Source organism: Paraperlucidibaca wandonensis, from assembly GCF_042677145.1.
GTDB classification, from domain to species: Bacteria; Pseudomonadota; Gammaproteobacteria; order Pseudomonadales; family Moraxellaceae; genus Perlucidibaca; species Perlucidibaca wandonensis.
The window spans coordinates 856,159-878,103 of the sequence record NZ_JBHTIT010000001.1 but is presented as its reverse complement, the minus strand read 5'-3'; the positions used below and the strand labels follow the sequence as shown (position 1 = coordinate 878,103).

Annotated in this window: 17 protein-coding genes and 2 pseudogenes; 11 read left to right on the top strand and 8 right to left on the bottom strand. The window is 51.6% G+C overall.

Features of this window, described 5'->3' with window-relative positions; genetic code table 11:
* Positions 1 to 57 precede the first annotated feature (57 nt).
* Positions 58 to 1,749, top strand: a complete 1,692-nt coding sequence (locus ACFQ0F_RS04120) for an AMP-binding protein (protein WP_340674694.1) — start codon at positions 58 to 60, stop codon at positions 1,747 to 1,749.
* Positions 1,750 to 1,848: 99 nt separating this feature from the next.
* On the opposite strand, the gene infA is transcribed toward ACFQ0F_RS04120, so the two are convergent.
* The 4 genes from infA to trxB form a co-directional block, all read right to left on the bottom strand.
* Positions 1,849 to 2,067: a translation initiation factor IF-1 gene (gene infA / locus ACFQ0F_RS04115; protein ID WP_340674693.1), complete on the bottom strand. Its 219-nt coding sequence runs from the start codon at positions 2,065 to 2,067 to the stop codon at positions 1,849 to 1,851.
* Between the two features lie 89 nt (positions 2,068 to 2,156).
* Entirely contained in the window at positions 2,157 to 2,864 is a 708-nt protein-coding gene (locus tag ACFQ0F_RS04110) for an arginyltransferase (RefSeq protein WP_340674692.1), read from the bottom strand.
* Positions 2,861 to 3,592 carry a leucyl/phenylalanyl-tRNA--protein transferase gene (aat, locus tag ACFQ0F_RS04105; protein WP_379069405.1) on the bottom strand — a complete coding sequence of 244 codons (732 nt, stop codon included), beginning with the start codon at positions 3,590 to 3,592 and terminating at the stop codon, positions 2,861 to 2,863. The genes ACFQ0F_RS04110 and aat overlap by 4 nt, the downstream gene beginning before the upstream one ends.
* Before the next feature lie 9 nt (positions 3,593 to 3,601).
* Positions 3,602 to 4,570 carry a thioredoxin-disulfide reductase gene (gene trxB, locus ACFQ0F_RS04100; protein WP_340674690.1) on the bottom strand — a complete coding sequence of 323 codons (969 nt, stop codon included), beginning with the start codon at positions 4,568 to 4,570 and terminating at the stop codon, positions 3,602 to 3,604.
* A 112-nt stretch (positions 4,571 to 4,682) separates the two neighbouring features.
* Between trxB and ACFQ0F_RS04095 the strand changes: the two are divergent.
* From ACFQ0F_RS04095 to ACFQ0F_RS04065, 7 genes and pseudogenes are all read left to right on the top strand, one after another.
* Positions 4,683 to 5,273, top strand: a pseudogene (locus ACFQ0F_RS04095) (DNA translocase FtsK 4TM domain-containing protein); the annotation flags it as partial.
* A 282-nt stretch (positions 5,274 to 5,555) separates the two neighbouring features.
* A pseudogene (locus ACFQ0F_RS04090) lies at positions 5,556 to 7,058 on the top strand (DNA translocase FtsK); the annotation flags it as partial.
* Between the two features lie 10 nt (positions 7,059 to 7,068).
* Complete coding sequence (lolA, locus tag ACFQ0F_RS04085; protein WP_379069401.1) at positions 7,069 to 7,776, top strand: outer membrane lipoprotein chaperone LolA; 708 nt, start codon at positions 7,069 to 7,071, stop codon at positions 7,774 to 7,776.
* Between the two features lie 2 nt (positions 7,777 to 7,778).
* On the top strand, positions 7,779 to 9,104 hold the full coding sequence (locus ACFQ0F_RS04080) for a replication-associated recombination protein A (RefSeq protein WP_379069398.1): 1,326 nt from the start codon (positions 7,779 to 7,781) through the stop codon (positions 9,102 to 9,104).
* A 20-nt stretch (positions 9,105 to 9,124) separates the two neighbouring features.
* Positions 9,125 to 10,405, top strand: a complete 1,281-nt coding sequence (gene serS, locus ACFQ0F_RS04075; protein ID WP_379069395.1) for a serine--tRNA ligase — start codon at positions 9,125 to 9,127, stop codon at positions 10,403 to 10,405.
* Entirely contained in the window at positions 10,405 to 11,790 is a 1,386-nt protein-coding gene (cysG, locus tag ACFQ0F_RS04070; protein WP_379069392.1) for a siroheme synthase CysG, read from the top strand. The genes serS and cysG overlap by 1 nt, the downstream gene beginning before the upstream one ends.
* A gap of 51 nt (positions 11,791 to 11,841) precedes the next feature.
* Positions 11,842 to 12,498 carry a TetR/AcrR family transcriptional regulator gene (locus ACFQ0F_RS04065; protein ID WP_340674684.1) on the top strand — a complete coding sequence of 219 codons (657 nt, stop codon included), beginning with the start codon at positions 11,842 to 11,844 and terminating at the stop codon, positions 12,496 to 12,498.
* Here the strand turns inward: ACFQ0F_RS04065 and ACFQ0F_RS04060 are convergent.
* The 3 genes from ACFQ0F_RS04060 to ACFQ0F_RS04050 are packed head-to-tail and all read right to left on the bottom strand — an operon-like array spanning position 12,495 to position 15,662.
* A complete protein-coding gene (locus tag ACFQ0F_RS04060) occupies positions 12,495 to 13,292 on the bottom strand; it encodes an MlaA family lipoprotein (protein WP_379069389.1) in 798 nt (265 codons plus the stop codon). The two genes, ACFQ0F_RS04065 and ACFQ0F_RS04060, sit on opposite strands and share 4 nt — an antisense overlap.
* Complete coding sequence (locus tag ACFQ0F_RS04055; RefSeq protein WP_379069386.1) at positions 13,285 to 14,601, bottom strand: alpha/beta fold hydrolase; 1,317 nt, start codon at positions 14,599 to 14,601, stop codon at positions 13,285 to 13,287. The genes ACFQ0F_RS04060 and ACFQ0F_RS04055 overlap by 8 nt, the downstream gene beginning before the upstream one ends.
* 2 nt (positions 14,602 to 14,603) lie before the next feature.
* Positions 14,604 to 15,662 carry an AraC family transcriptional regulator gene (locus ACFQ0F_RS04050; protein WP_379069383.1) on the bottom strand — a complete coding sequence of 353 codons (1,059 nt, stop codon included), beginning with the start codon at positions 15,660 to 15,662 and terminating at the stop codon, positions 14,604 to 14,606.
* A gap of 248 nt (positions 15,663 to 15,910) precedes the next feature.
* On the opposite strand from ACFQ0F_RS04050, the gene ACFQ0F_RS04045 reads away from it, so the two are divergent.
* Together ACFQ0F_RS04045 and rapA are read left to right on the top strand one after the other, a co-directional pair.
* The gene (locus tag ACFQ0F_RS04045; RefSeq protein WP_379069379.1) at positions 15,911 to 16,585 is read left to right on the top strand and encodes an RluA family pseudouridine synthase; all 675 of its coding nucleotides are present in this window, start codon (positions 15,911 to 15,913) and stop codon (positions 16,583 to 16,585) included.
* Positions 16,586 to 16,610: 25 nt separating this feature from the next.
* The gene (rapA, locus tag ACFQ0F_RS04040) at positions 16,611 to 19,424 is read left to right on the top strand and encodes an RNA polymerase-associated protein RapA (RefSeq protein WP_379069376.1); all 2,814 of its coding nucleotides are present in this window, start codon (positions 16,611 to 16,613) and stop codon (positions 19,422 to 19,424) included.
* Between the two features lie 15 nt (positions 19,425 to 19,439).
* Here rapA and ACFQ0F_RS04035 read toward each other — a convergent pair whose 3' ends face one another.
* Entirely contained in the window at positions 19,440 to 20,042 is a 603-nt protein-coding gene (locus ACFQ0F_RS04035; RefSeq protein ID WP_340674678.1) for a DUF1285 domain-containing protein, read from the bottom strand.
* A 193-nt stretch (positions 20,043 to 20,235) separates the two neighbouring features.
* Between ACFQ0F_RS04035 and ACFQ0F_RS04030 the strand changes: the two genes are divergently transcribed.
* Positions 20,236 to 21,873, top strand: coding sequence for an electron transfer flavoprotein-ubiquinone oxidoreductase (locus ACFQ0F_RS04030; protein WP_379072094.1), 1,638 nt, complete (start codon positions 20,236 to 20,238; stop codon positions 21,871 to 21,873).
* Positions 21,874 to 21,945: the final 72 nt, after the last annotated feature.

Here is a 21,945-nt window from a genome sequence, read left to right as displayed (position 1 = left end):
TATAAAAGACCACTGATGCAGCCCACATAACAATAGAAATCGTAAGAAGGATAATTTATGAGCCGCTACGCTTCTCGCTCAACACTAGTGCATTGCTTACTGCATTGGGCTGAGACTACTCCCAATGCCCCTTATCTGACTCAGCCTAATGCCGATGGCTCGTCATATGACATCACTTGGGGTCAAGCTGCCGATCAAGCTCGCCGCTTAGCATCACATATAAAATCATTGAATTTGGGTGAGGGCGCCTCTGTTGGCCTGCTCGGTCGTAACAGCGCTCACTGGATTGTTGCCGACGTTGCCATTTGGATGGCCGGCCATGTCACCGTGCCTTTATATCCGACATTAAATGGCGAATCTGCCGCTTATATCCTCGATCATTCTGATTGTAAGGCCATTATTTTAGGCAAAATGGATGGCATTGCCGATGGTTGGAAAGACATCGAGCCGCACCTGCCCAGCTTGCCTATGCTGAGCTTGCCGCTATCGCCACGCATGGATGTGCCGCAATATAACGACATTATCGCCAATACAGCGCCGATCAGCGATGAAGACATCACGCTACCGCATGTTGATGCCATGGCGACGATTGTCTACACATCAGGCTCTACTGGCCGTCCTAAAGGTGTCATGCATAGCTTTGGCACCATGTGCTCGGTGGCTAATGCCCTGCGTGATACTTATAAAGTCACGCGTGATGAGCGCATGTTGTCGTACTTACCATTGGCTCACGTGGCTGAGCGCGCCGTAGTTGAAACCGCCTCGCTATATTTTGGCTATCGTGTTTTCTTCGCCGACGGCCTAGAAACCTTCCAACGCGACTTACAGCGTGCGCAACCAACAATTTTCTTCTCAGTGCCGCGCCTCTGGACCAAGTTCTATCTCGCTATCAATGAGAAGTTGCCACCATCCAAGCAACGAATTTTGTTCAATATCCCATTCCTTAATCGCTTGGTGAAAGGCAAGATTCTTAAGCAGCTAGGCCTCGACAAAGTGCGTATTGCTATCACTGCTTCAGCGCCTCTGCCACCAAATATCATGAACTGGTATCACAACCTTGGCCTCGAACTACTTGACGTTTATGGTATGTCGGAAAACTTCGGTTACTCGCATGGCTCACGTCCTGGCGAAGTCCGTATTGGCTATGTTGGTCACGCCAACCCTGGTGTTGAACAGCGCATTGGCGACAATGGCGAAGTGCTTGTAAAAAGCCCTGGCCAGATGATGGGCTATTACAAAGCGCCGGATAAAACCGCTGAAGACATGACTGATGACGGCTTCCTTAAAACAGGTGACCGTGGTGAGTTAGATAAAGAAGGCCGCTTGAAAATTACTGGCCGTGTCAAAGAGCTGTTTAAAACATCTAAAGGCAAATACGTTGCGCCAGTGCCAATTGAGCAAAAGCTTAATGTGCATCAGAAGGTTGAGGTAATTTGCGTTACTGGTCCAACACAGCCACAGCCATTCGCACTATTTATGCTGTCCTTAGACGCCTTGAAAGAAATCGAGAACGGCGAACTTTCACGTGACACATTAACGAATGATTTCAAGGATTTATTGAAGTCTGTTAATGCGACGTTAGAAGATCATGAGCGACTAGATTATGTCGTGGTAGTGAAGGATCAGTGGACCATCGAGAATGGTTACTTAACGCCTACGATGAAAATCAAACGCAATATCATTGAAGATAGCTACTTGCCGCAAGCCGATGGTTGGGTTGCGCGCCGTGAGCAGGTGATTTGGGAGTAATCTCAAACACCTGAACATAAAAAAGGTCGGCATAAGCCGACCTTTTTTATGAGCGCTACTTTTTCAAAGACAGAAAATGTGGCGCTACTTTGCGGGTTTCTAACGAACGCGGTAGGTGATTCGGCCTTTACTTAAATCATAAGGCGTCATCTCAACCTTGACCTGATCGCCAGTCAAAATACGGATGTAATGCTTACGCATTTTGCCCGAGATATGGGCAGTAACAACGTGGCCATTCTCAAGTTCGACGCGGAACATGGTGTTTGGCAGGGTATCGATAACCACGCCATCAAATTCTAATTGCTCTTCTTTCGACATGCAGCAAAGGCCTCATGGGCTATGGAATGTAGGGCGCTGAGTAAAATTTCAGACGCTTCGAAAACGCGCGCATTGTGCCCGAAAAAACCTCATCGCGCTAGCAACCATTCGTTTTCAATTAGCAGTTCTAATGGACGGAACTGAGTTTTGTAGCGCATACGCTGGGCTTGTCGCACCCAATAGCCCAAATATAGCGAGCGTAGACCTTTGGCACGACAGGCTTCTATCTGCCATAAAATAGCAAAAGTGCCAAGGCTGCGGGTATTTATTTCTGGATCGTAAAAAGTGTAGACCGCCGATAAGCCATTTTCTAGGCTATCGGTCACGGCAACGATAAGCAGTTGGCCATTGAGACGAAACTCAACGAGCTCGGTATCTGACCAATCGCTGGTTAGAAATTCGCGGTATTGGCGCGGGCTAGGCGGATACATGTCGCCTTCGCGATGGCGTGCACTGATGTAGCGCGCATAGAGGGCGTAGTGCTCTTCTGACCACTGTACTGGCACAGGTGCCACCGTGATGTCTTGGTTGCGCTGCCAGCAGCGGCGTTGCTCGCGTCGTGGATGAAAGTCTGCCACCGGTATGCGCACCGAAATACAGGCGCTACAACCTTGGCATTGAGGTCTGTATACATAGTTGCCGCTGCGGCGAAAGCCAAGGTCGGAGAGCTGGCTGTAGATTGGCGCGGTCATATCGGCTTCAGGGTCAGCAAATAGCGTGACGGCTTGGCGATCGTCTAAGTAGCTACAGGCATGAGCGGCCGTAGTGAAGAAAGTGATATTGCCGCCGCTACTCATAAAGTCTCCGCCACAATGAAGCCGGCTGCCGCTAGCGCGCTATGCGCCTGTGACCACGGCAGCGTAGGTGTTTCAGGTTGTTGAGCTAACAATGCTAAGTAATCGTTTCGAGACATGATGGTCGCACCAAGACTAAGCAAATGGTCATTTTCTAGCTGACAGTCTACCCATTCCACCTGCCACGCCTGAGACAAGGTCATTAAGGCCCAAAATGCCAGCTTTGAGGCATCGCGACAGTGGCTAAACATCGACTCACCGCAAAATATGCCGCCAACAGTGACGCCATAGAGGCCGCCGACTAGCGCACCATCTCGCCAAACCTCAATGCTTTGTGCCCAACCTAACTTGTGCAGTGCGACATAGCCGGCCTGAATTTCAGCTGTGATCCAGGTGTCGTCGGCATAAGGGCGAGGAGCAGCACAGGCGACAATGACTTCAGCGAAGGCCTGATTGCAGCTAAAGCGCCAGCTTGCTTGGCGGCGGGTTTTTACTAAACTTTTGCTGGGGATAAATGTTGCTGGGTCGATAACGCAGCGCGGATCAGGAGACCACCACAGTAGAGGCTCACCGGCCGATGACCACGGGAAAATACCGGCTCGATAGGCAGCTTGCAGGCGAGTAGGGGAGACATCGCCTCCCGCCGCAAGCAGGCCATCGGGATAGTCCAGAGCAGTGCTTGGCGCTGGAAATGGGTCATCGCCGGCAAGCCACGGCAGTTGCGTGGTCATCGCTGGTTTTTAGTTGCCAAGAGCGTCGAGGTATTTCTCGGCATCGAGCGCAGCCATGCAGCCAGCGCCGGCCGAGGTAATGGCTTGGCGATAGACGTGATCGGCGATATCACCAGCAGCAAATACGCCCGGCACATTGGTCGCCGTGGCATTGCCTTCGATGCCGCTGCGAATACGGACATAGCCATTATTCATATCGACTTGGCCGGCAAAAATATCGGAATTGGGTATATGGCCAATGGCAATAAAGATGCCGGCGACAGCAACATCCTGCTGGATGCCATCGCGGCCATCAGCGGTATTGACCGATACCAAGCGAGCGCCATTAACGCCGCCATCATCGCCTAAGACTTCTTCTAAAGCATGATTCCAAATAATGGAGATTTTGCCGGCTTTGACCTTCTCGAACAGATGATCTTGCAGGATTTTTTCTGATTTCACTTTATCGCGGCGATGCACCAGCGTGACATGCTCAGCGATATTGGACAGATACAGTGCTTCTTCGACAGCGGTATTGCCGCCGCCGACGACCATGACGCGTTGGCCGCGATAGAAAAAGCCATCGCAAGTCGCGCAAGCACTGATGCCGCGGCCCATGAACGCCTCTTCAGAAGGCAAGCCTAGGTACTGAGCCGATGCGCCAGTGGCAATGATGAGGGCATCGCAGGTGTATTCACCGCTATCGCCAGTAAGCACAAAAGGGCGAGTTTTCAGGTCCACGGCATTGATATGGTCAAATAATACTTGGGTGCCGAAGCGCTCGGCGTGACGTTGCATACGCTCCATCAGCGCTGGGCCGGTTAAGCCTTCAACATCGCCCGGCCAGTTATCGACTTCGGTGGTGGTGGTGAGCTGACCGCCGGCTTGCATGCCAGTAATCACCACAGGGTTTAAATTAGCGCGAGCAGCATAAACAGCTGCCGAATAGCCGGCAGGGCCTGAACCAAGAATAATTAAGCGGTGATGTACGCGTGCCATGCTAGCTCCAAAATGCATTGAGGAAAAAATCGTCGCTCAGTATAGCAAGCATGGCATCTTGGTGTGGTGCGGTTACAATGGCCCATCACTTTTATAGCGAGCGCCAACACCAATGCGCTCAACGAGACCGAAGCCATTGCCTGATAACACGTCAAAAAACGCCCAACGCAACGATGCTCAACAAATGCCCATGGGTGAATTGGCCATCAACGCCCTACGTCGCCGAGATGTGCAAACTATATTTTGGTTAGTTTTAGCAGTATTTATTCTGTTGGCACTGATTACGCGTTCACCGGAAGACAGTGCTTGGACTCACGTTGGCAGCGCGCCTTTGCACAATGCCGCTGGTAGTGCTGGCGCTCATTTGGCCGACTATCTAGGTTTTCTGCTTGGCCCCTTGGCCTATGCCATTCCGGCGTTGATGCTCTGGCGTGTGGCTATTTTGTGGTGGCGGCCTTCGCGTGCATTGGTAGGCATGCCACAAGTGGTGGCATGGGTAGTGGCGTTATTGTCATTGGCGGCGCTTGGACATATTCATTTTATCGCACCCGATTACGGCCTCGAAAATGCTTCCGGTGGTGTTATCGGGCAGGTTCTAGGCTCGAGCATGTGGCATGCCACGGGCTTATTAGGCAGCACATTGATTTTAATTGTGCTGTTTCTGGTGACATTTACCGCAGCAACAGGCTTTGCATGGGGCAGGGCTAGCGAACTTCTTGGCCGCGGATTGTTTTGGCTAGGTCAAAGCTTTGTCGCTGCTATAGCCTCGCTGTGGCAGCGTTTGCGCAGTGAGCCGAAAAATCCAACTACAGCAATGGCTCCACGTCATGTGCCTCAAATGCGTGCCACACCTGAAACGCAGGCCGTAGCAAATGAAGTGCCGCGTGTGCGCAGTGAAATTACTATTTCTCCTGCGGCTCAGGTCAAGGTGGCGAAGAAAATACCAGTGCAGCGGCCATTATTTGCGCCACCACCTGGCGAAGGCACATTGCCTTCGATGGACTTGCTTGACCCGGCTGAAGTGCAGATTGGTAAGGGCTATAGCGCAGAAGCGCTAGAGGGCATGTCGCGCTTACTCGAAATTAAGCTGAAAGAATTTAATGTCGATGCCACTGTGGTCGCGGTACAGCCAGGCCCAGTTATTACGCGTTTTGAGATTCAACCGGCGGCAGGTGTGAAAGTTGCGCGAATAACCAATATTGCCAAAGATCTAGCGCGCGCCATGGCAATGATTTCGGTGCGTGTGGTTGAGGTGATTCCGGGCAAATCCGTTGTTGGCATTGAAGTACCAAACCAAGATCGTGAAATGGTGCGGCTCTCAGAGATTTTGACCTCTAGTGTTTATGAGGGTAAATCCAGCCCGCTAACCTTGGCGCTAGGCAAAGACATCGCTGGCAACCCCATCGTTGCTGATCTCGCGCGCATGCCGCACTTATTGGTCGCGGGTACTACCGGCTCGGGTAAATCAGTGGGCGTGAACGCGATGATTTTATCGATGCTGTTTAAAGCCACACCGGAAGATCTGCGCCTAATCATGATTGACCCGAAAATGTTGGAATTGTCGGTCTACGACAAAATTCCGCATTTGCTAACGCCTGTTGTCACCGATATGAAAGATGCCGCCAATGCTTTGCGCTGGTGTGTGGCCGAGATGGATCGCCGCTATAAGCTGATGTCTAAGCTTGGCGTGCGTAATCTCGACGGCTATAACAAGAAAGTTACTGATGCCATTGCTGCTGGCGAGCCGATTAAAGATCCGTTATGGAAAGCTGGCGAAAATGTGTTTGAAGAGGAAGCATCAGATCTCGGCAAGTTGCCCTATATTGTCGTGATTATCGACGAATTTGCCGACATGATCATGATTGTTGGCAAGAAGGTTGAAGAGCTGATTGCGCGTATTGCACAAAAAGCCCGCGCAGCCGGTATTCACTTAATTTTGGCCACGCAACGACCATCAGTAGACGTGATTACCGGCTTGATTAAAGCCAACGTGCCAACGCGAATTGCCTTCCAAGTGTCGTCACGTATCGACTCACGCACCATCCTTGATCAAGGCGGTGCAGAAATGCTGCTAGGCAATGGCGATATGCTGTTTTTACCGCCCGGCACGAGCTTAACTGAACGAGTTCACGGCGCCTTTGTCAGCGACGATGAGGTCCACCGCGTTTGTGGAGACTGGCGCGCTCGTGGAGAGCCCGACTATATCGATGCCATTTTAGACGGCGGCTCTGAGGGTGAGGGCGGCAGCAAAGGCGGTTTTGGCGGCTTCGATGATGTTGGCGGTGATCCCGAGCAAGATGCGCTTTACGATGAAGCATTGGCTTTTGTGTTGGAAACGCGCCGCCCATCGATTTCGTTTGTGCAGCGTAAGTTCAAAATTGGTTATAACCGCGCCGCGCGCTTGGTTGAAGCCATGGAGAACGCGGGCGTGGTGTCGCCAATGCAAAGCAATGGTCAACGCGAAATCATCGTTCCTCATCGCGATTAAAGGATTTGATATGACCGTTTTAAAATCACTGTTTGTCCTGAGTGTATTGGCCGCTGGCATTAGCACAGCTGCTGTCGCAGCCGATGCTAGCTTGGCAAAAGCGACTGCTCCTGCTCCTGCTGCTGCGGTAGCTGCTAAACCTGCACAAACTGCGGCGCAAGAGAAGGCAGCGAGTGCGGCACTATCGACTCGCTTAAAGGCATTAAAAACGCTAAGCACCGAGTTTACTCAAACCACGCAAAGTCGTGGCGCTGCAGATAAGATTCTTACCGGCACCTTGCAAGCACGCAAACCAGGCCAATTTCGCTGGGAAGTGAAGCAGCCGTTTAGCCAACTCATCGTGGCCGATGGCACGTCAGTGTTTATTTATGATCCCGACTTAGCCCAGTTGATGATTCGTCCCTTAGGCGAGGCTTGGGGTGAAACTCCTGCGTTATTGTTTACTGGCGATGCCGCTATGCTTGCCAAGCAGTTCAGCGTACGCCAAAGCCAAAATGGCGCCATTACCACTTTTCATCTCAGCCCGCGTGCTAAGGACAGCTTATTTACTGAGCTGAATTTGTCGTTCAAAGGTGATCTGCCACAGTCGATGACTTTGCTTGATGCTGGCAATCAGCGCACTGAAGTGGCGTTTTTCAAGGCCAAGCGTAATGTCACCTTGAGCGATGAGCGTTTTACCTTCACGCCGCCTGCTGGCACTGACATTATTCGTGAATAAACGTGATCGATGAGCCCTCGTTTGCGCCATTAGCGGCTCGGCTTAGGCCGCAGTCGCTGGCCGACTACATTGGCCAGACCCATGTCTTAGCGCGTGGGCGGCCATTGCGCGAGGCTATCGAGCACGGTCAACTGCATTCGATGATTCTCTGGGGGCCGCCTGGTGTTGGTAAAACCACACTAGCGCGTCTGCTCTGTAGTGCCTGTGATGCCCGTTTAATTGCGATCTCAGCCGTGCTCTCAGGCGTAAAAGAGATACGAGCTGCCATTGAAGAGGCGCAGTTTTACAAGCAGCAGGGGCAGCGCACGGTGCTCTTTGTCGACGAAGTGCATCGCTTCAATAAGTCGCAACAAGACGCATTTTTGCCGCATGTGGAAGATGGCACGCTGATTTTCATTGGCGCCACTACCGAAAACCCTTCGTTTGAGCTCAATAAAGCGCTGCTGTCTCGAGCTCGTGTTTACGTACTGAAGAGCCTGACGCACGATGACCTGCTCCAGCTTATCGAGCAGGCGCTTACACATCGTGATGGCCTCGCCAATCGCACGTTAAAGCTGAGTTCTGAGCAAAAGCATGCCATTGCTCATGCTGCAGATGGTGACGCGCGCCGCACGCTAAACCTGCTCGATATCGCAGCTGATTTGGCCGACAGCAACGGCCTACTTGATGACAGCGGCCTCAATGACATCTTGCAAGGTAGCGCACGCCGCTTCGATAAACATGGTGATGATTTCTACGATCAAATCTCAGCGCTGCATAAGTCCGTGCGCGGCTCCGACCCGCAAGGTGCACTGTATTGGTTAGCGCGAATGATTGATGGCGGCTGCGACCCGCTCTATATCGCCCGCCGTGTGGTGCGCATGGCCAGCGAAGACATCGGCCTGGCAGACCCGCGCGCGCAAACGCTCGCGCTTGAGGCTTGGCAGGCGCTTGAGCGCCTAGGCCAGCCCGAAGGCGAGTTGGCATTGGCGCAAGCGGTAACTTATTTGGCCATCGCAGCGAAAAGTAATGCTGTTTATGGTGCTTGGAAAGCCGCTAAAGCCGCTGTCATTAGCCATGGCTCATTGCCGGTGCCGAAACATTTACGTAACGCGCCAACTGCTTTAATGAAGCAGCAAGGCCACGGTCTCGATTATCATTATGCCCATGACTTTCCAGAAGCCTTTGTGGCTGGCGAACGCTATTTGCCCGAAAATCTAGCGGGGCAGGTGTTCTACCACCCTGTGGCGCGTGGCTTAGAGCTAAAAGTTCAGGCTAAACTCGCACGCTTAAACGACTTAAATGCCGCCAGTGGCTGGAAGCGCGGCGAAGACGACCCCATTGATTAATGTATTAACAGGATGCTGCCATGCTGGACCCGAAACTACTGCGTAATGATTTAGCCGCTGTTGCCGCAGCATTAGCCAAGCGCCATGTCGTGCTTGCGAGCGCTGAATTAGAGGCTATTGAGCAGCAGCGCCGGCAGTTACAGCTGGACGCTGAGCGTTTGCAAGCAGAGCGTAATGCTGGCTCTAAGCGCTTTGGTCAGGCTAAGCGCAATGGCGAAAGCACCGATGCACTGCAGCTTGAAATGGAAGCCATTAACACCGCCTTAGCTGAGGCTGAGCAGGCACTGTCGCAAGTCCAAGCAACTTGGCAGGCCTTAGCGCTGGGCTTACCAAATATGCCGCACGAGTCTGTGCCAGCAGGCAAAGGCGAAGATGACAATGCAGAAATTCGCCGCTGGGGCACACCGGGCACATTCGACTTTGAAGTGAAAGATCATGTCGCCTTAGGCTCAAGTCTCGGCATGGATTTCGAACGCGCGAGCAAACTCAGCGGCGCGCGTTTTACCGTGCTCACTGGCCCATTAGCTAGGCTGCACCGCGCGTTGACGCAGTTTATGCTCGACACTCACACTGATCAGCACGGCTATAACGAAGTTTATGTACCGTATTTAGTTAATGCCGAAAGCCTGCAAGGAACCGGTCAGTTGCCTAAATTTGCCGATGACCTATTCAAGCTACAGGGCGAGCGCGAATTGTTTTTGATTCCGACCGCCGAAGTGCCGGTGACCAATTTACATCGCGATGAAATCATCCCAGTCGATGAGTTGCCTAAGCGCTATGTTGCGCATACACCTTGCTTCCGCAGTGAAGCTGGCGCTTACGGTCGTGATACGCGCGGCATGATTCGTCAGCATCAATTCGAAAAGGTTGAGCTGGTACAGTTTGTCCGCCCCGAAGATAGCGATGCCACCTTAGAAACGTTGGTTGGTCATGCTGAGGCTATTTTGCAAGCGCTGGAGCTGCCGTATCGCACCATGCTGCTGTGCGGCGGCGATATGGGTTTTTCCGCCTGTAAAACCTATGATTTAGAAGTGTGGTTGCCCGGTCAGCAGACTTATCGTGAAATCTCCTCGTGCTCGAACTTCGCCAGCTTCCAAGCTCGCCGTCTGCAAGCCCGCTACCGCCATCCTGAAACCGGTAAGCCGGACTTACTGCACACACTTAATGGCTCTGGCCTTGCCGTTGGCCGCACCTTGGTTGCAGTGCTAGAAAACTATCAAGAGGCCGATGGCAGCATTCGTATTCCTACCGTATTGCAGCCGTATATGGGTGGATTAACACGCTTGAGTGCTAATGCTTGATGGATACTTTGCCGCTGGGCTTTCGCTTAAAAGATAAACCTTGCTTATTGGTTGGTGGCGGCGAAATTGCCCAGCGCAAAGCCTCGCTTTTGCTACGCGCTGGCGCCCGCATTCATCTGGTTGCATTAGAGGTCATACCGGCTTTGCGAGAGGCCGTGGAGGCGCATGGCGGGCGAGTGAGTCTGCGAGGCTATGATAGCGGCGACATCGAGAGCAATATTTTAGTGGTTGCTGCCACAGACAAGCTCGATCTCAACGCCCAAGTCTCCGCTGATGCTCAATCCCGCGGCATTCCGGTCAATGTCGTCGATGCGCCAGCACTGTGCACGGTAATTTTCCCCGCCATTGTCGATAGATCGCCCTTACTCATCGGCATCTCAAGCAATGGCGTATCGCCAGTCCTCGCACGCATATTGCGCGGCAAAATCGAATCGATGATTCCTGCTGCCTATGGCCGTTTGGCCGAGCTTCTAGGCGAGTTTCGCAATAAGGCAAAAGTGCGCTTTCCTGATGTTTCCGCGCGGCGCTTATTTTGGGAAACACAGCTCGATGGCAGCATGCCAGAGTTAGTGTTTTCAGGCCGCGTCGATGAAGCCCGAACAGTAATAGAGCAAGCAATTGCTAACCCAGATCAGCGCGGGGCAGGTGAGGTCTACTTGGTTGGTGCTGGCCCTGGTGACCCTGACCTACTTACTTTCAAGGCGCTAAGGCTGATGCAACAGGCCGACGTCGTGGTTTATGACCGATTGGTGTCGGCGCCCATCTTGGATTTATGTCGCCGCGATGCTGAACGCATATATGTCGGCAAGGCACGCGCCGACCATGCCTTACCGCAGGAAGGTATCAATGCCTTACTCGTGCGCTTGGCGCAAGAAGGTAAACGTGTCTGCCGCTTAAAGGGCGGCGACCCATTCATCTTTGGCCGTGGCGGCGAGGAAATCGAAGAGCTCAGCGAGGCTGGCGTTAGCTTTCAAGTTGTACCTGGTATTACCGCCGCTAGTGGCTGCTCAGCCTATGCTGGTATTCCGTTGACCCATCGCGATTACGCTCAATCAGTGCGCTTTGTTACCGGTCATTTAAAAAATGGCACGCCAGATTTGCCATGGGCCGAACTGGTGCATCCAAACCAAACTCTTGTGCTATATATGGGGTTAACTAGCTTAGGACCTATCCGTGAGCAATTGTTAGCTCACGGTTTAGCAGCAACGACACCAGTAGCGATGATTTCTAAAGGTACGACACCTGATCAACGCGTTGTTATCGGCACGCTGAAAACTATTGAGGATAAGTTGGCGAATGAGCCGTTACCCGCCCCAACCTTAATTATTGTTGGTGAGGTCGTAAAACTACGCAGCCGTTTAAACTGGTTTGTACCACTGTCGTAACCACATGTACTTATGTATACTCTGTGCATACTACAAGGAGTATGGTACGACATGCCTTTTACTGAGCAGGGCGCAGCAGCCGTTGCGGAAATGGAACTTCCAACTAACATCAAGCCTAAGGCCCGTCGCATGCCGCGTGCTAAGCGCGAGCAGCAGCTACAAAATGTCGCCTTGCAGCTATTTATTGAGCATGGCTACCAAGGCACCTCGATGGAGGATATAGCCTCTGCAGCTGGGGTAACTCGCCCGATCGTCTATAATCATTTTGGCTCGAAAGATGGCATCTATCTATCATGCCTTCGCCGCGCCCGTGAATCACTTGATCAGCACCTTGTAGATGCGGCAAAAGACCTATCAACACTTGAAGGGCGCCTTCAGGCATCAGTTGAAGGATACTTCACATTTGTAGAGGAAAATCGATCCTCTTGGCATTTGTTATTTGGTGGTGGCGCTGCTATTGCTGGCACCGCTTCTGATGAGGCGTCACGATTACGCTTTTTGACCGTTGAGAAAATCACACAATTACTTTTCGGTGTCGTTAAAGGCATTGATATTGAAAGCTGTGAAGCATTTGCCCACGGAGCTTCGGGAGCAGGTGAGCAAATTGCAAAATGGTGGCTACAGAACCCACATGTCCCCAAGCAGCAAGTCATTGAGCTAATGAATAAGTTCACTTGGAGTGGCCTAAAGGCTCTGCAACAACCTTAATCTTCGATTTGTAATTCACGTGCCTTTTGAAAAACATAGCGCAGTTTTTCATACTCAAATGGTGTGTTCAGTGAACCATACTCATAGGCTGTATTTGCGCGCTCATCGGTGATTTGCAAGCCGTAGAGCGCCAGATAGTCTTGTTTGATGTCTGCACTATTGATGAAGTTTATCTGCGTGCTGGCACCGACATCAAAAAGACGCCCACTGGCATCACGCAAATTTGATGGGCCGAGCAAGGGCAGCATGACGTATGGGCCTGCTCCGACGCCATAAAAGCCTAGCGTTTGCCCAAAATCCTCTTCTTGCCTCGCCAAGCCAATCGCTGTTGCGGGATCAAATATTCCTGCAATGCCTAGTGTTGTGTTCAGCAATAATCTGCCTGTTGTCGTTGCTGTTCGCTTCGGCTTTAGCTGCAAAATGCTGTTTAGCAGATTAGTGACATCGCCTAGATTATTGAAAACATTGTGAACGCCGCTGCGCACAAATGAGGGGAGGGCAAAGCGATAACCTCGCACTATAGGCAGCAAAACATACTCATCAGCGCGTTGGTTGAAGTGGTAGATACGGCGATTAACTGCTTCCCAAGGGTCTTTAACTGCTAGTGCAACCAAGCTAGAGCGCTCAAAGATTATTTGATGATCGCTAGGCACAAACCGTAAAGACTCTAGCGGGCTTTGCGGGTAGCTGCTAAGTGCTTCATCAGCCGAGGCGAGCTGGCTGCAAAGCAAGCTGGCTAAAAAGAGGCCGCGCGCAAGTGTTGTTGCGGTGTTTAGAATGAGCATATTAGTCATTGAAAGTACTCATCATTTGCTCAACATAAGGGATGTATTTGATGTTGCCTAAGTGGCCGCCATGATCAAATACAGTGAGTCTGTCGCCAAACGTTGTGTGTAGGAAAGCGAAGTCTACGGGCTGTAAAATTAGGTCATCGGCGTTAGTGATTACTTGCACATTTTTGGCACTGCGGAGGTAGTCGGCAATAGAAGCTAGGCCGCTGATATTGTCTAAATGGCGAATATCAAGATCTGGCTGACTTTTTTGCACATAGGGCAGTAATTGCAGCTTCACATAGCAGGCAAAGTCGCAAAACAGCGAGCGCCTGAAGTAGGGCGTTAGGCTGCTAGATTCACTCAAATCGGCATCGATGGGCACGATTTGTCCGCGCTTATTGACGACATCGCTAGTAAAAACGATGTCGGCGGCGGCAAAACGAAACACACTGCCAATTAACATGGCCATTTCTTCGTTATTAAGTGCTTCTGATGAGCGTTGAAAGTCGTAAAGCATCGCCTCAGATAGCTCAACACTGCCTTGTTCGTAGAAAAACCGAGATAGTTTGCTGAAAATTAACTCAAAAAAGCCATCTTTTCCTTTCGCTTTAGGTACATCGGCTTGCACCAGCTTATCGAGCTGTTGCGTTGAGCGCAGCACGCTAACGGGTGGGTTCAGCAGCGCTATATGTTGAAAGTAAAACTCTGGTTTTTTCGCATCGGCGGCGGCAATAAACGCTGCATGAAGGGCGCCTAAACTGTAGCCGGCAAGGTCTATCCGGGTGTAGTCCAGTGTTGGGTTATCTTTTAAAACAGCCGTCATCACGCGCATTAAGTCATCGGCGTCTTCGCTACTGATGCCTGGCGTGGCTGACCGTGATGCCGCTGCAATGAAGTCATAGCTTGTTGGCGAGGATAGCTGAACCACGTGATAGCCACGGCTATAAAAGACTTTCTTTAGAAACTCGATGGTGTCGTTTTTGTAGTTCGCACCGGTGCCTGCAATGATGAAAATTAGCGGTGCGGCCTTGGGCTGGCGAGCGATTCGATAATGCAGTTTTTTAACCGCCCAGAAGCTATCCGGCAATCCAAACTCGCGCTCAGGTCGGATGTTGAGCTTATAGTCATCTTGATCGATGTATTTGTCTTCGGGTAGCTGGTTTGGCTGTAATGATGCCGGCGTGCCAGCAATTGTCGACATAAATGGGTTAGTCAGTGGAAACTCAGTTGGCGTGATCGTGAGTGCAGAAGCCAGTGCAGATGTTGAGCCTAATAGCCCAAAACATAGGCAGATTGTTCTTATATTTAACATAATATAAATTATACGCATCGTTATATTGGCTCTTTGAGGGCGGTTTTTGTTGCAGTATCAGGGCAATACTGCAAACGATACTCGCGCGGCGTCATGCCCGCCCAACGCATGAAAGTACGACTAAAATTACTCGCATCTTGAAAACCTACTGCCATCGCTATCGTATTAATAGGTTGTGAATTGAGGCGCAGCTTCACACAGGTCTCATCAAATCTAACAGCATCGATAAGTTGCTGATAACGCGTAGACTCTTGCTGCAGCCTACGCGCCAATGAACGTGACGACATATTAAAAGCCTCTGCAGTGTTGGCCAAACTTGGCGCGTGCAGCAAATGCTGTGCTAAATAGGTTTTTACACGTTGTGACCATTGTCCGCCATGCTGCAAAGCCTGTGCTTGGCGATCACACTCTAGCACTGCGAGCTCATAGGTATGGGCATCGGCAGCTAAGCTTGGCAGCGTTATGACAGATGCAGGCAGCAATACCGTCAGTTTATCTGCCGAGAAGCTATTATCTGCAGCGATAGCTTTGAGCTGATCAGACCATATGGGGCGTGGAAACGGCCATTCGATTCGTAAAGCTGTCGCCATGCTCATGCCGGTGACGGTATCCACAAGGCGTAGCAAACCTGCAACTAATTGCAGGAGCAAATACTGGCGCAAAGGCTCAGGCATATAGTGTTCATTTACAATTAGCCCAGCAAACTGCCCCTGCGTAATTGTTTTCGTATACACAATGGATTGCCGGAGCACGGCGTAGCGCTCAATTAACATCAGTGCATCGGCTAATGTCGCGCATGATGCGACTGCACTACCGAGCGCGCCATGTGCCGTCACTTGAGTGTTTAAGCCGACAGTCATTCCGAGAGTTGCATTTTTGCTTAGCTCAACTGCCCTGCTCACCAAAGCCTGCATTTGATTGATGCTGAGCCAGTCAGATTGATCATGCAGTGAAGCCCAGCTAAGGCCTGTGTTTCCAACTATTTCAGCAGTGCTAAGACCTTGTCGCTGCAGTTCGGCGCATAGCAGTCGCGCATACACAGGATGCAAAGCCGGCATTTGTTGTTTTTCTATGCTCATGTCCGCATCTTGCCATGAACAGCGCTATTAAACAGATTAACTTGGCTATAAATGACGATTTATTGGCTATCTTTGCCATAGTTACAGCTATGAATCAAAGGCACGGTGATTGCACGACGGCCTACCCAAGCATCGTGAGCGCTTAATTCGTCAATATCAGCTCGCTTAAGCTAAATTCTGCAGCGATTTACCTCGGTCCAGTTAATTTTCACTGCGGGTGATAGCTAAGTTCGCGTATAATCCGCGCCATGAATAAGCCCACCACGTCCTCCGATACCTCGTTGACCTGCCCTGGGCTATTGCTATTGCACGTCGATTCCGACTGCGTCGTGGTACAAAAACCTGCTGGCTTGCACTCGGTTCCTGGCCTAGGCCAAGATAAAACCGACAGCGTGCTTACCCGCCTACAAACACAAGATCCCAATATTTTTGCCGTGCATAGACTCGACAGAGACACCTCTGGCGTAATGGTTTATGGCCGCCATAGTGCGGCTCGACGGGCCTTGGGCATTCAATTTCAAGAGCGCCGCATCCATAAGCGCTACGTTGCTTTAGTGGCCGGAGTTGTCGGCGAAGATGCTGGCACTATGTCTTGGCCCATGCGTTATGACCCTGATAACAAGCCGCGGCAAGTGGTTGATTATGAAGCAGGAAAGCCAGCTCAAACGCATTGGAAATGTCTGCAACGGCGAGATGACACTAGCCTGATTTCCCTAGAGCCGATAACCGGTCGCACCCACCAGTTACGCTTACATTTATGCACTCTTGGTCACGCCATTGTTGGCGACCAACTCTATGCCAGCAATCAATGGCAGGCACGTAGCCCACGGCTTTGCCTACACGCTTGTGAACTTGGCTTTGCCCATCCTAGTGATGGCCGCACCATGTTTTTCGAAATTCCCGAGCAATTTCTTTCTATTTAACACTTGATGAGTAAGCCCTAAACACATGAAACAAAATGATTTAGTTGTAGGTCAGCGTTGGATTTCAGACACCGAGCCAGAGTTAGGCTTAGGCATTGTTGTCGACTTAGATGCCCGTGCCATGACGGTATTTTTTCCCTGCGCCGATGACACTCGTGTCTATGCCAAGCTCAGTGCCCCGCTCACCCGCATCCAATTCATGGTTGGCGATAAAATCAACGACAGCGATGAGCAGCCGTGGTCAGTCGAGCACGTCGTTGCGCAAGATGGCTTGCTTAGCTACGACGTTATTAACGCTGAAGGCGTGCAAAAGCGCCTGATGGAAGCTCGTCTATCGGCACAGCTGCATCTATCTCGGCCTCGTGAGCGTTTACTGGCAGCGCAAGTCGATTCGCGCGCATGGTTTGCTCTGCGCCAAGCTGCGCTTCGTGAGCGTTTGCAACAAGCCCGCAGCCCCGTTCGTGGATTGGCTGGCGCGCGTGTTGGCCTTATTCCGCATCAATTATCGGTGGCTAATAGTGTCGCTAACCGTCTAAGCCCGCGCGTGCTTTTAGCTGATGAAGTCGGCTTGGGTAAAACCATTGAAGCCGGCTTAATCATTCATGCCCAACGCGTGCAAGGCCGCGCTGAACGTGTGCTGATTTTGCTGCCAGACAGCCTTGTGCACCAATGGCTGGTGGAAATGCGTCGCCGTTTCAATCTCGCCTTTAGCTTATTTGACCTTGAGCGTTGCGCGGCCATGGCTGAGGTGGGCGACAATCCATTTGCCAGTGAGCAGCTGATTATTGCGCCGCTATCTCTGCTTACCGACCACCCTTTGCTGCAAGCCGAGGCATTAAATGCGCCTTGGGACATGCTCGTGGTCGATGAAGCGCACCATCTGGCCTGGTCGCCTGAGGCTAGCAGCGTCGAATACGACACCGTTGCGGCTTTAGCAGCTGTTGTGCCGAGCCTATTATTGTTGACGGCCACGCCCGAGCAGCTCGGCGTCGAAAGCCATTTTGCGCGACTGCAGTTGCTCGATCCGGCACGTTATCCATCGCTAGATGAGTTTATGGATGCTCACGAGCAGTGGGATGAAACTCGCGCCTTGGCCGATGCCCTACTCGATAACCAGTTAAATGCTGAGCAATCGAAAGTATTATCTACGCAACTAGCTGATTTAACTCTAGATTTATCAACTGAAACTGGTCGCAAGCAAGCCTTAAATGCCTTGCTCGATCGCTATGGCTTAGGCCGTGTGCTATTTCGCAATACACGCGCCGCAGTTGGTGGCTTTCCTGCCCGCGCCAGCCATCCAGTGCTGCTAGATACACCCGAATGTTATGCGCCGTGGTTAGCGAAAGGCGCTATTTGGCCTGAGACGCGTGTCGATGAAGAAACCTTCCTTGAGCAAGACCCACGAGTGTCTTGGCTTACTGGCTGGCTAAAAAGCCATCGCCGCGATAAATGCCTATTGATTACTCGCACCGCCGCAATTGCTGAAGCTCTAGAGACGCATCTTCGTCTGCGTGAAGGCATTCGCACGGCCGTTTTCCACGAGGCCATGAACTTGCTCGAGCGCGACCGTGCCGCGGCCTATTTTGCCGAGCCGGAAATGGGCGCGCAGATCTTGCTGTGTTCGGAAATTGGTTCGGAAGGCCGTAACTTCCAGTTCGCGCATCATCTTGTGCTGTTTGATATGCCCGATAACCCAGATCAACTTGAACAGCGCATAGGCCGACTCGATCGTATTGGCCAGACCGAAACGATTAACTTGCATGTGCCGTTATTGGCAGGCTCAGCTCAGGCACGACTATTCCGCTGGTATGGAGAGGCATTGAATGTGTTTGCGCAATGCTCACCCACGGCGCAAAACGTGCATGAATCCTTTATCGCCGACCTAAAGCCACTGCTACGCCCTAGCGGTTCGGAAGAGCAACTCGATCAGCTAATTATTGAGGCACGCGCTGAGCGTGAGCTGCTTGAAGCTGAGCTAGCCGGTGGTCGTGATCGCTTATTGGAGCTGCAATCATGTCGGCAAGACATTGCTCAGCCGCTAGTCGAAGCACTTAAAACGCAAGACAATGACTCTCGCTTAGATGAGCTCATGCTTGCCGCTTGGGAAGCGTTTGGCGTCCATGTCGATGACCAAGGCCAACCTCGCACCTGGATCTTACAGCCTGGCGAACACCAGCTGATTGATGCCTTCCCTGGCTTAGATCCTGACGGCATGACAGTCTGCGCCGATCGTGATTTGGCCTTGGCGCATGAAGATTGGCACTTTTTGACCTGGGAACATCCCATGGTGCAAGGCGTTCTCGACTGGATGGCGACGCACACGCAGGGCATGGTGCAAGTAGCTGTCTTGCGTAATAAATCGGTGAAGCCCGGCACCATGCTGCTAGAAGCTTGGTATCAGCCTAGCGTGCTCGCCCGCCGCGACTTAGCGCTAGATCGCGTATTGGGCCATGAACCACTGCGTATCTTGGCGGATATCAATGGCCGTAACCTAGCCGCCCAAGTCAGTGCCGCTAACTTAGGTAAACAGCTCGATGTGCCCGATGCCAAACTAGCTCGAAGTGTGATTAAAGCGCATCGCACTGAAGCAGAAAAGCTCGTCAGCAGCGCCGATGCCGCTGCCGAAGCCGTGCTAGATAGCCTACGTGAACAAGCGCTAGTGGCTTGGCATACGCTTGAGTACAGCGAACTTCAGCGCTTGCAGGCACTCGCGAAAATCAACCCGTCGGTGCGTGAGGCGGAAGTTACTCAGCAGCGTGATCGCGTGGCGGCCGGTGAGCAGGCACTGCGTGATGTCAGCATGCAACTAATGGCAGTGCGTCTGATTATTGCCGCATAACGCGGCCGCCTCTTGTTAAAACTTGCCTAGGCTGAAGTCGACCCCAGCACTCGTTACGTTTAACGTGTGCTGGGCGGCATCACCGCTCTCAGCAACCTCATGCCCCAGCGCCACCAATTCGTAATACACCGGCCGGCTAATCATCGCCGTCAAACGGTCGCGCACATGCACATATGGCACAGGGCCATCGTCGCCATGCACTACGGTAATTGGATGCTCAGCGCTGGCAATCACGACATCATTAGTACTCGTCGTAAACTGCAAGGATTGACCACCTTCCTCGTTTAAAACCTCTAACGCCACGACAAACAGCGGCGCATCCTCAACGCGGATACGCACCTTCTCAACGGGCGTTACCAGATAATAAGCATCGTCATCTTCGCGCCGCATGACTGTGCTAAATAGCCGCACCAAGGCCGGGCGCTGGATACGCGAACCTTGGTAAAACCAATCGCCATTGCGGCGAATTTCCATGTCGATATCGCCGCAAAATGGCGGATTCCACAGGTGAATTGGCGGCAGCTTGCTCTTGCCACCACCAGTGCCAATTTGATCAGCGATGGCTAGAGGATTGCTTAAAATTTTGCTGTCGCTCGGTGGCTTTTCGTTATTGTGCATAAATACCTCTATTTTCAGCCTAGATTACACAGAAATCAGACAAAACCTGCTTATTTGTGTGGCAATTACTTGGCCTGATTTGCCTCGGCTTTTATACTAGATGGGTTTTGTTAGGTGAGTTAAGTCTACAGCTCGCGATTTATTTTTCCCGTTATGGGTTCATTGCAAGGAGAACATCGTGGAAAGAGAAGCGATGGAATTTGATGTCGTCATCGTAGGTGGCGGCCCAGCTGGCTTGTCCGCCGCTATCCGTTTGCGCCAACTCAGTATTGAGAGCGGCCACGAAATTTCTGTCTGCGTCGTGGAAAAAGGTTCCGAGTTCGGTGCTCATATCCTGTCCGGCGCCGTCATTGAACCACGTGCCATGAATGAACTCTTTCCAAACTGGAAAGAAGAAGGCGCACCGCTGAAAACCGAAGTCACCCGAGATGAAGTGCACTTCTTAATCAGCCCAGAGAAAGCTATTTTAACGCCGGGCTGGGCCATTCCTAAGCCCATGCATAACGAAGGCAACTACATCGTTAGCCTTGGCAATGTCGTGCGTTGGTTGGCCGAAAAAGCTGAAGAACTGGAAGTGAATTTATTCCCTGGCTTTGCTGCTGCCGAAGTGCTTTATGATGAAAAAGGCGCTGTCAAAGGTATCGCTACTGGCGATATGGGCGTTGGCAAGAACGGCGAGCACAAAGGTTCGTACACCCCAGGCTATGAGCTATTAGCTAAATACACACTGTTTGCCGAAGGCTGCCGTGGTCACTTGGGCAAAATGCTCATCAACCACTTCAAGCTTGACCAAGATGCCGACCCACAACACTACGGTTTAGGCATTAAAGAGCTGTGGGAAATTGATCCTGCCAAGCATGAAGCCGGCTTGGTCATGCACGGCGCTGGTTGGCCACTCAGCGAGTCTGGCTCAACGGGCGGCTGGTGGCTGTATCACGCCGAAGACAATCAAGTCTCGCTTGGCCTGATCACCGACCTGTCTTATAGCAACCCCTATGTCTCGCCATTTGATGAGATGCAGCGCCTGAAACACCACCCTGTGCTGAAAAAATACCTTGAAGGCGGCAAACGCATTTCTTACGGCGCGCGCGCTGTAGTTAAAGGCGGCTTGAACTCACTGCCTAAGCTGACTTTCCCAGGTGGTTTGCTCATTGGTGATGACGCGGGCTTCTTGAACTTCTCCAAGATCAAAGGGAGCCACACCGCAATGAAGTCGGGCATGCTTGCTGCTGAAGGCATCTTCGATGCACTGAAAGCCGGCCGTACTGGTGGCGATGAAGTCACCGAATATATCGACAAGTTCGAAGCCTCATGGCTCTACGAAGAGATGTACAAGTCACGCAACTTTGGCGCCGCCATGCATCGTATGGGCACGTTAATGGGTGCGGCGTACAACTTTGTCGAACAAAACCTGTTCGATGGCAAACTGCCATTCAACATCCATGACACCACACCAGATTACAAAACACTGGATTTGGCTTCTTTCCATCAACCGATTGCTTATCCGAAGCCTGATGGCAAAATCAGCTTCGATAAGCTCTCGTCGGTGTTTATCTCTAACACCAACCACGAAGAAGACCAGCCGGTGCATTTAACACTGGGCGATGCCAGCATCCCGCTGAAGCAAAACCTCAAGCTCTATGACGAACCTGCACAGCGCTACTGCCCTGCTGGCGTCTATGAGATTGTCGTTAAAGAGGGTGAAAAGCAGTTCCAAATCAATGCGCAAAACTGTGTGCATTGCAAAACCTGCGACATTAAAGATCCTGCACAAAACATCAACTGGGTCGTTCCAGAAGGTGGCGGTGGTCCAAACTACCCAAATATGTAAATTGTAGATGTAAAAAAGCGGCTTTTAAGCCGCTTTTTTATTGCCTGATTTTTACGAAACCTAAGCTTCTTT

Coding starts and splice junctions, on each gene's coding strand:
- ACFQ0F_RS04065 (WP_340674684.1), top strand. CDS start 11,842: ATGCCTTTTACTGAGCAGGGCGCAGCAGCCGTTGCGGAAATGGAACTT.
- ACFQ0F_RS04110 (WP_340674692.1), bottom strand. CDS start 2,864: ATGAGTAGCGGCGGCAATATCACTTTCTTCACTACGGCCGCTCATGCC.
- infA (WP_340674693.1), bottom strand. CDS start 2,067: ATGTCGAAAGAAGAGCAATTAGAATTTGATGGCGTGGTTATCGATACC.
- ACFQ0F_RS04035 (WP_340674678.1), bottom strand. CDS start 20,042: ATGCACAATAACGAAAAGCCACCGAGCGACAGCAAAATTTTAAGCAAT.
- rapA (WP_379069376.1), top strand. CDS start 16,611: ATGAAACAAAATGATTTAGTTGTAGGTCAGCGTTGGATTTCAGACACC.
- ACFQ0F_RS04030 (WP_379072094.1), top strand. CDS start 20,236: ATGGAATTTGATGTCGTCATCGTAGGTGGCGGCCCAGCTGGCTTGTCC.
- ACFQ0F_RS04045 (WP_379069379.1), top strand. CDS start 15,911: ATGAATAAGCCCACCACGTCCTCCGATACCTCGTTGACCTGCCCTGGG.
- ACFQ0F_RS04060 (WP_379069389.1), bottom strand. CDS start 13,292: ATGACTAATATGCTCATTCTAAACACCGCAACAACACTTGCGCGCGGC.
- trxB (WP_340674690.1), bottom strand. CDS start 4,570: ATGGCACGCGTACATCACCGCTTAATTATTCTTGGTTCAGGCCCTGCC.
- ACFQ0F_RS04050 (WP_379069383.1), bottom strand. CDS start 15,662: ATGAGCATAGAAAAACAACAAATGCCGGCTTTGCATCCTGTGTATGCG.
- lolA (WP_379069401.1), top strand. CDS start 7,069: ATGACCGTTTTAAAATCACTGTTTGTCCTGAGTGTATTGGCCGCTGGC.
- ACFQ0F_RS04120 (WP_340674694.1), top strand. CDS start 58: ATGAGCCGCTACGCTTCTCGCTCAACACTAGTGCATTGCTTACTGCAT.
- aat (WP_379069405.1), bottom strand. CDS start 3,592: ATGACCACGCAACTGCCGTGGCTTGCCGGCGATGACCCATTTCCAGCG.
- ACFQ0F_RS04055 (WP_379069386.1), bottom strand. CDS start 14,601: ATGCGTATAATTTATATTATGTTAAATATAAGAACAATCTGCCTATGT.
- serS (WP_379069395.1), top strand. CDS start 9,125: ATGCTGGACCCGAAACTACTGCGTAATGATTTAGCCGCTGTTGCCGCA.
- cysG (WP_379069392.1), top strand. CDS start 10,405: ATGGATACTTTGCCGCTGGGCTTTCGCTTAAAAGATAAACCTTGCTTA.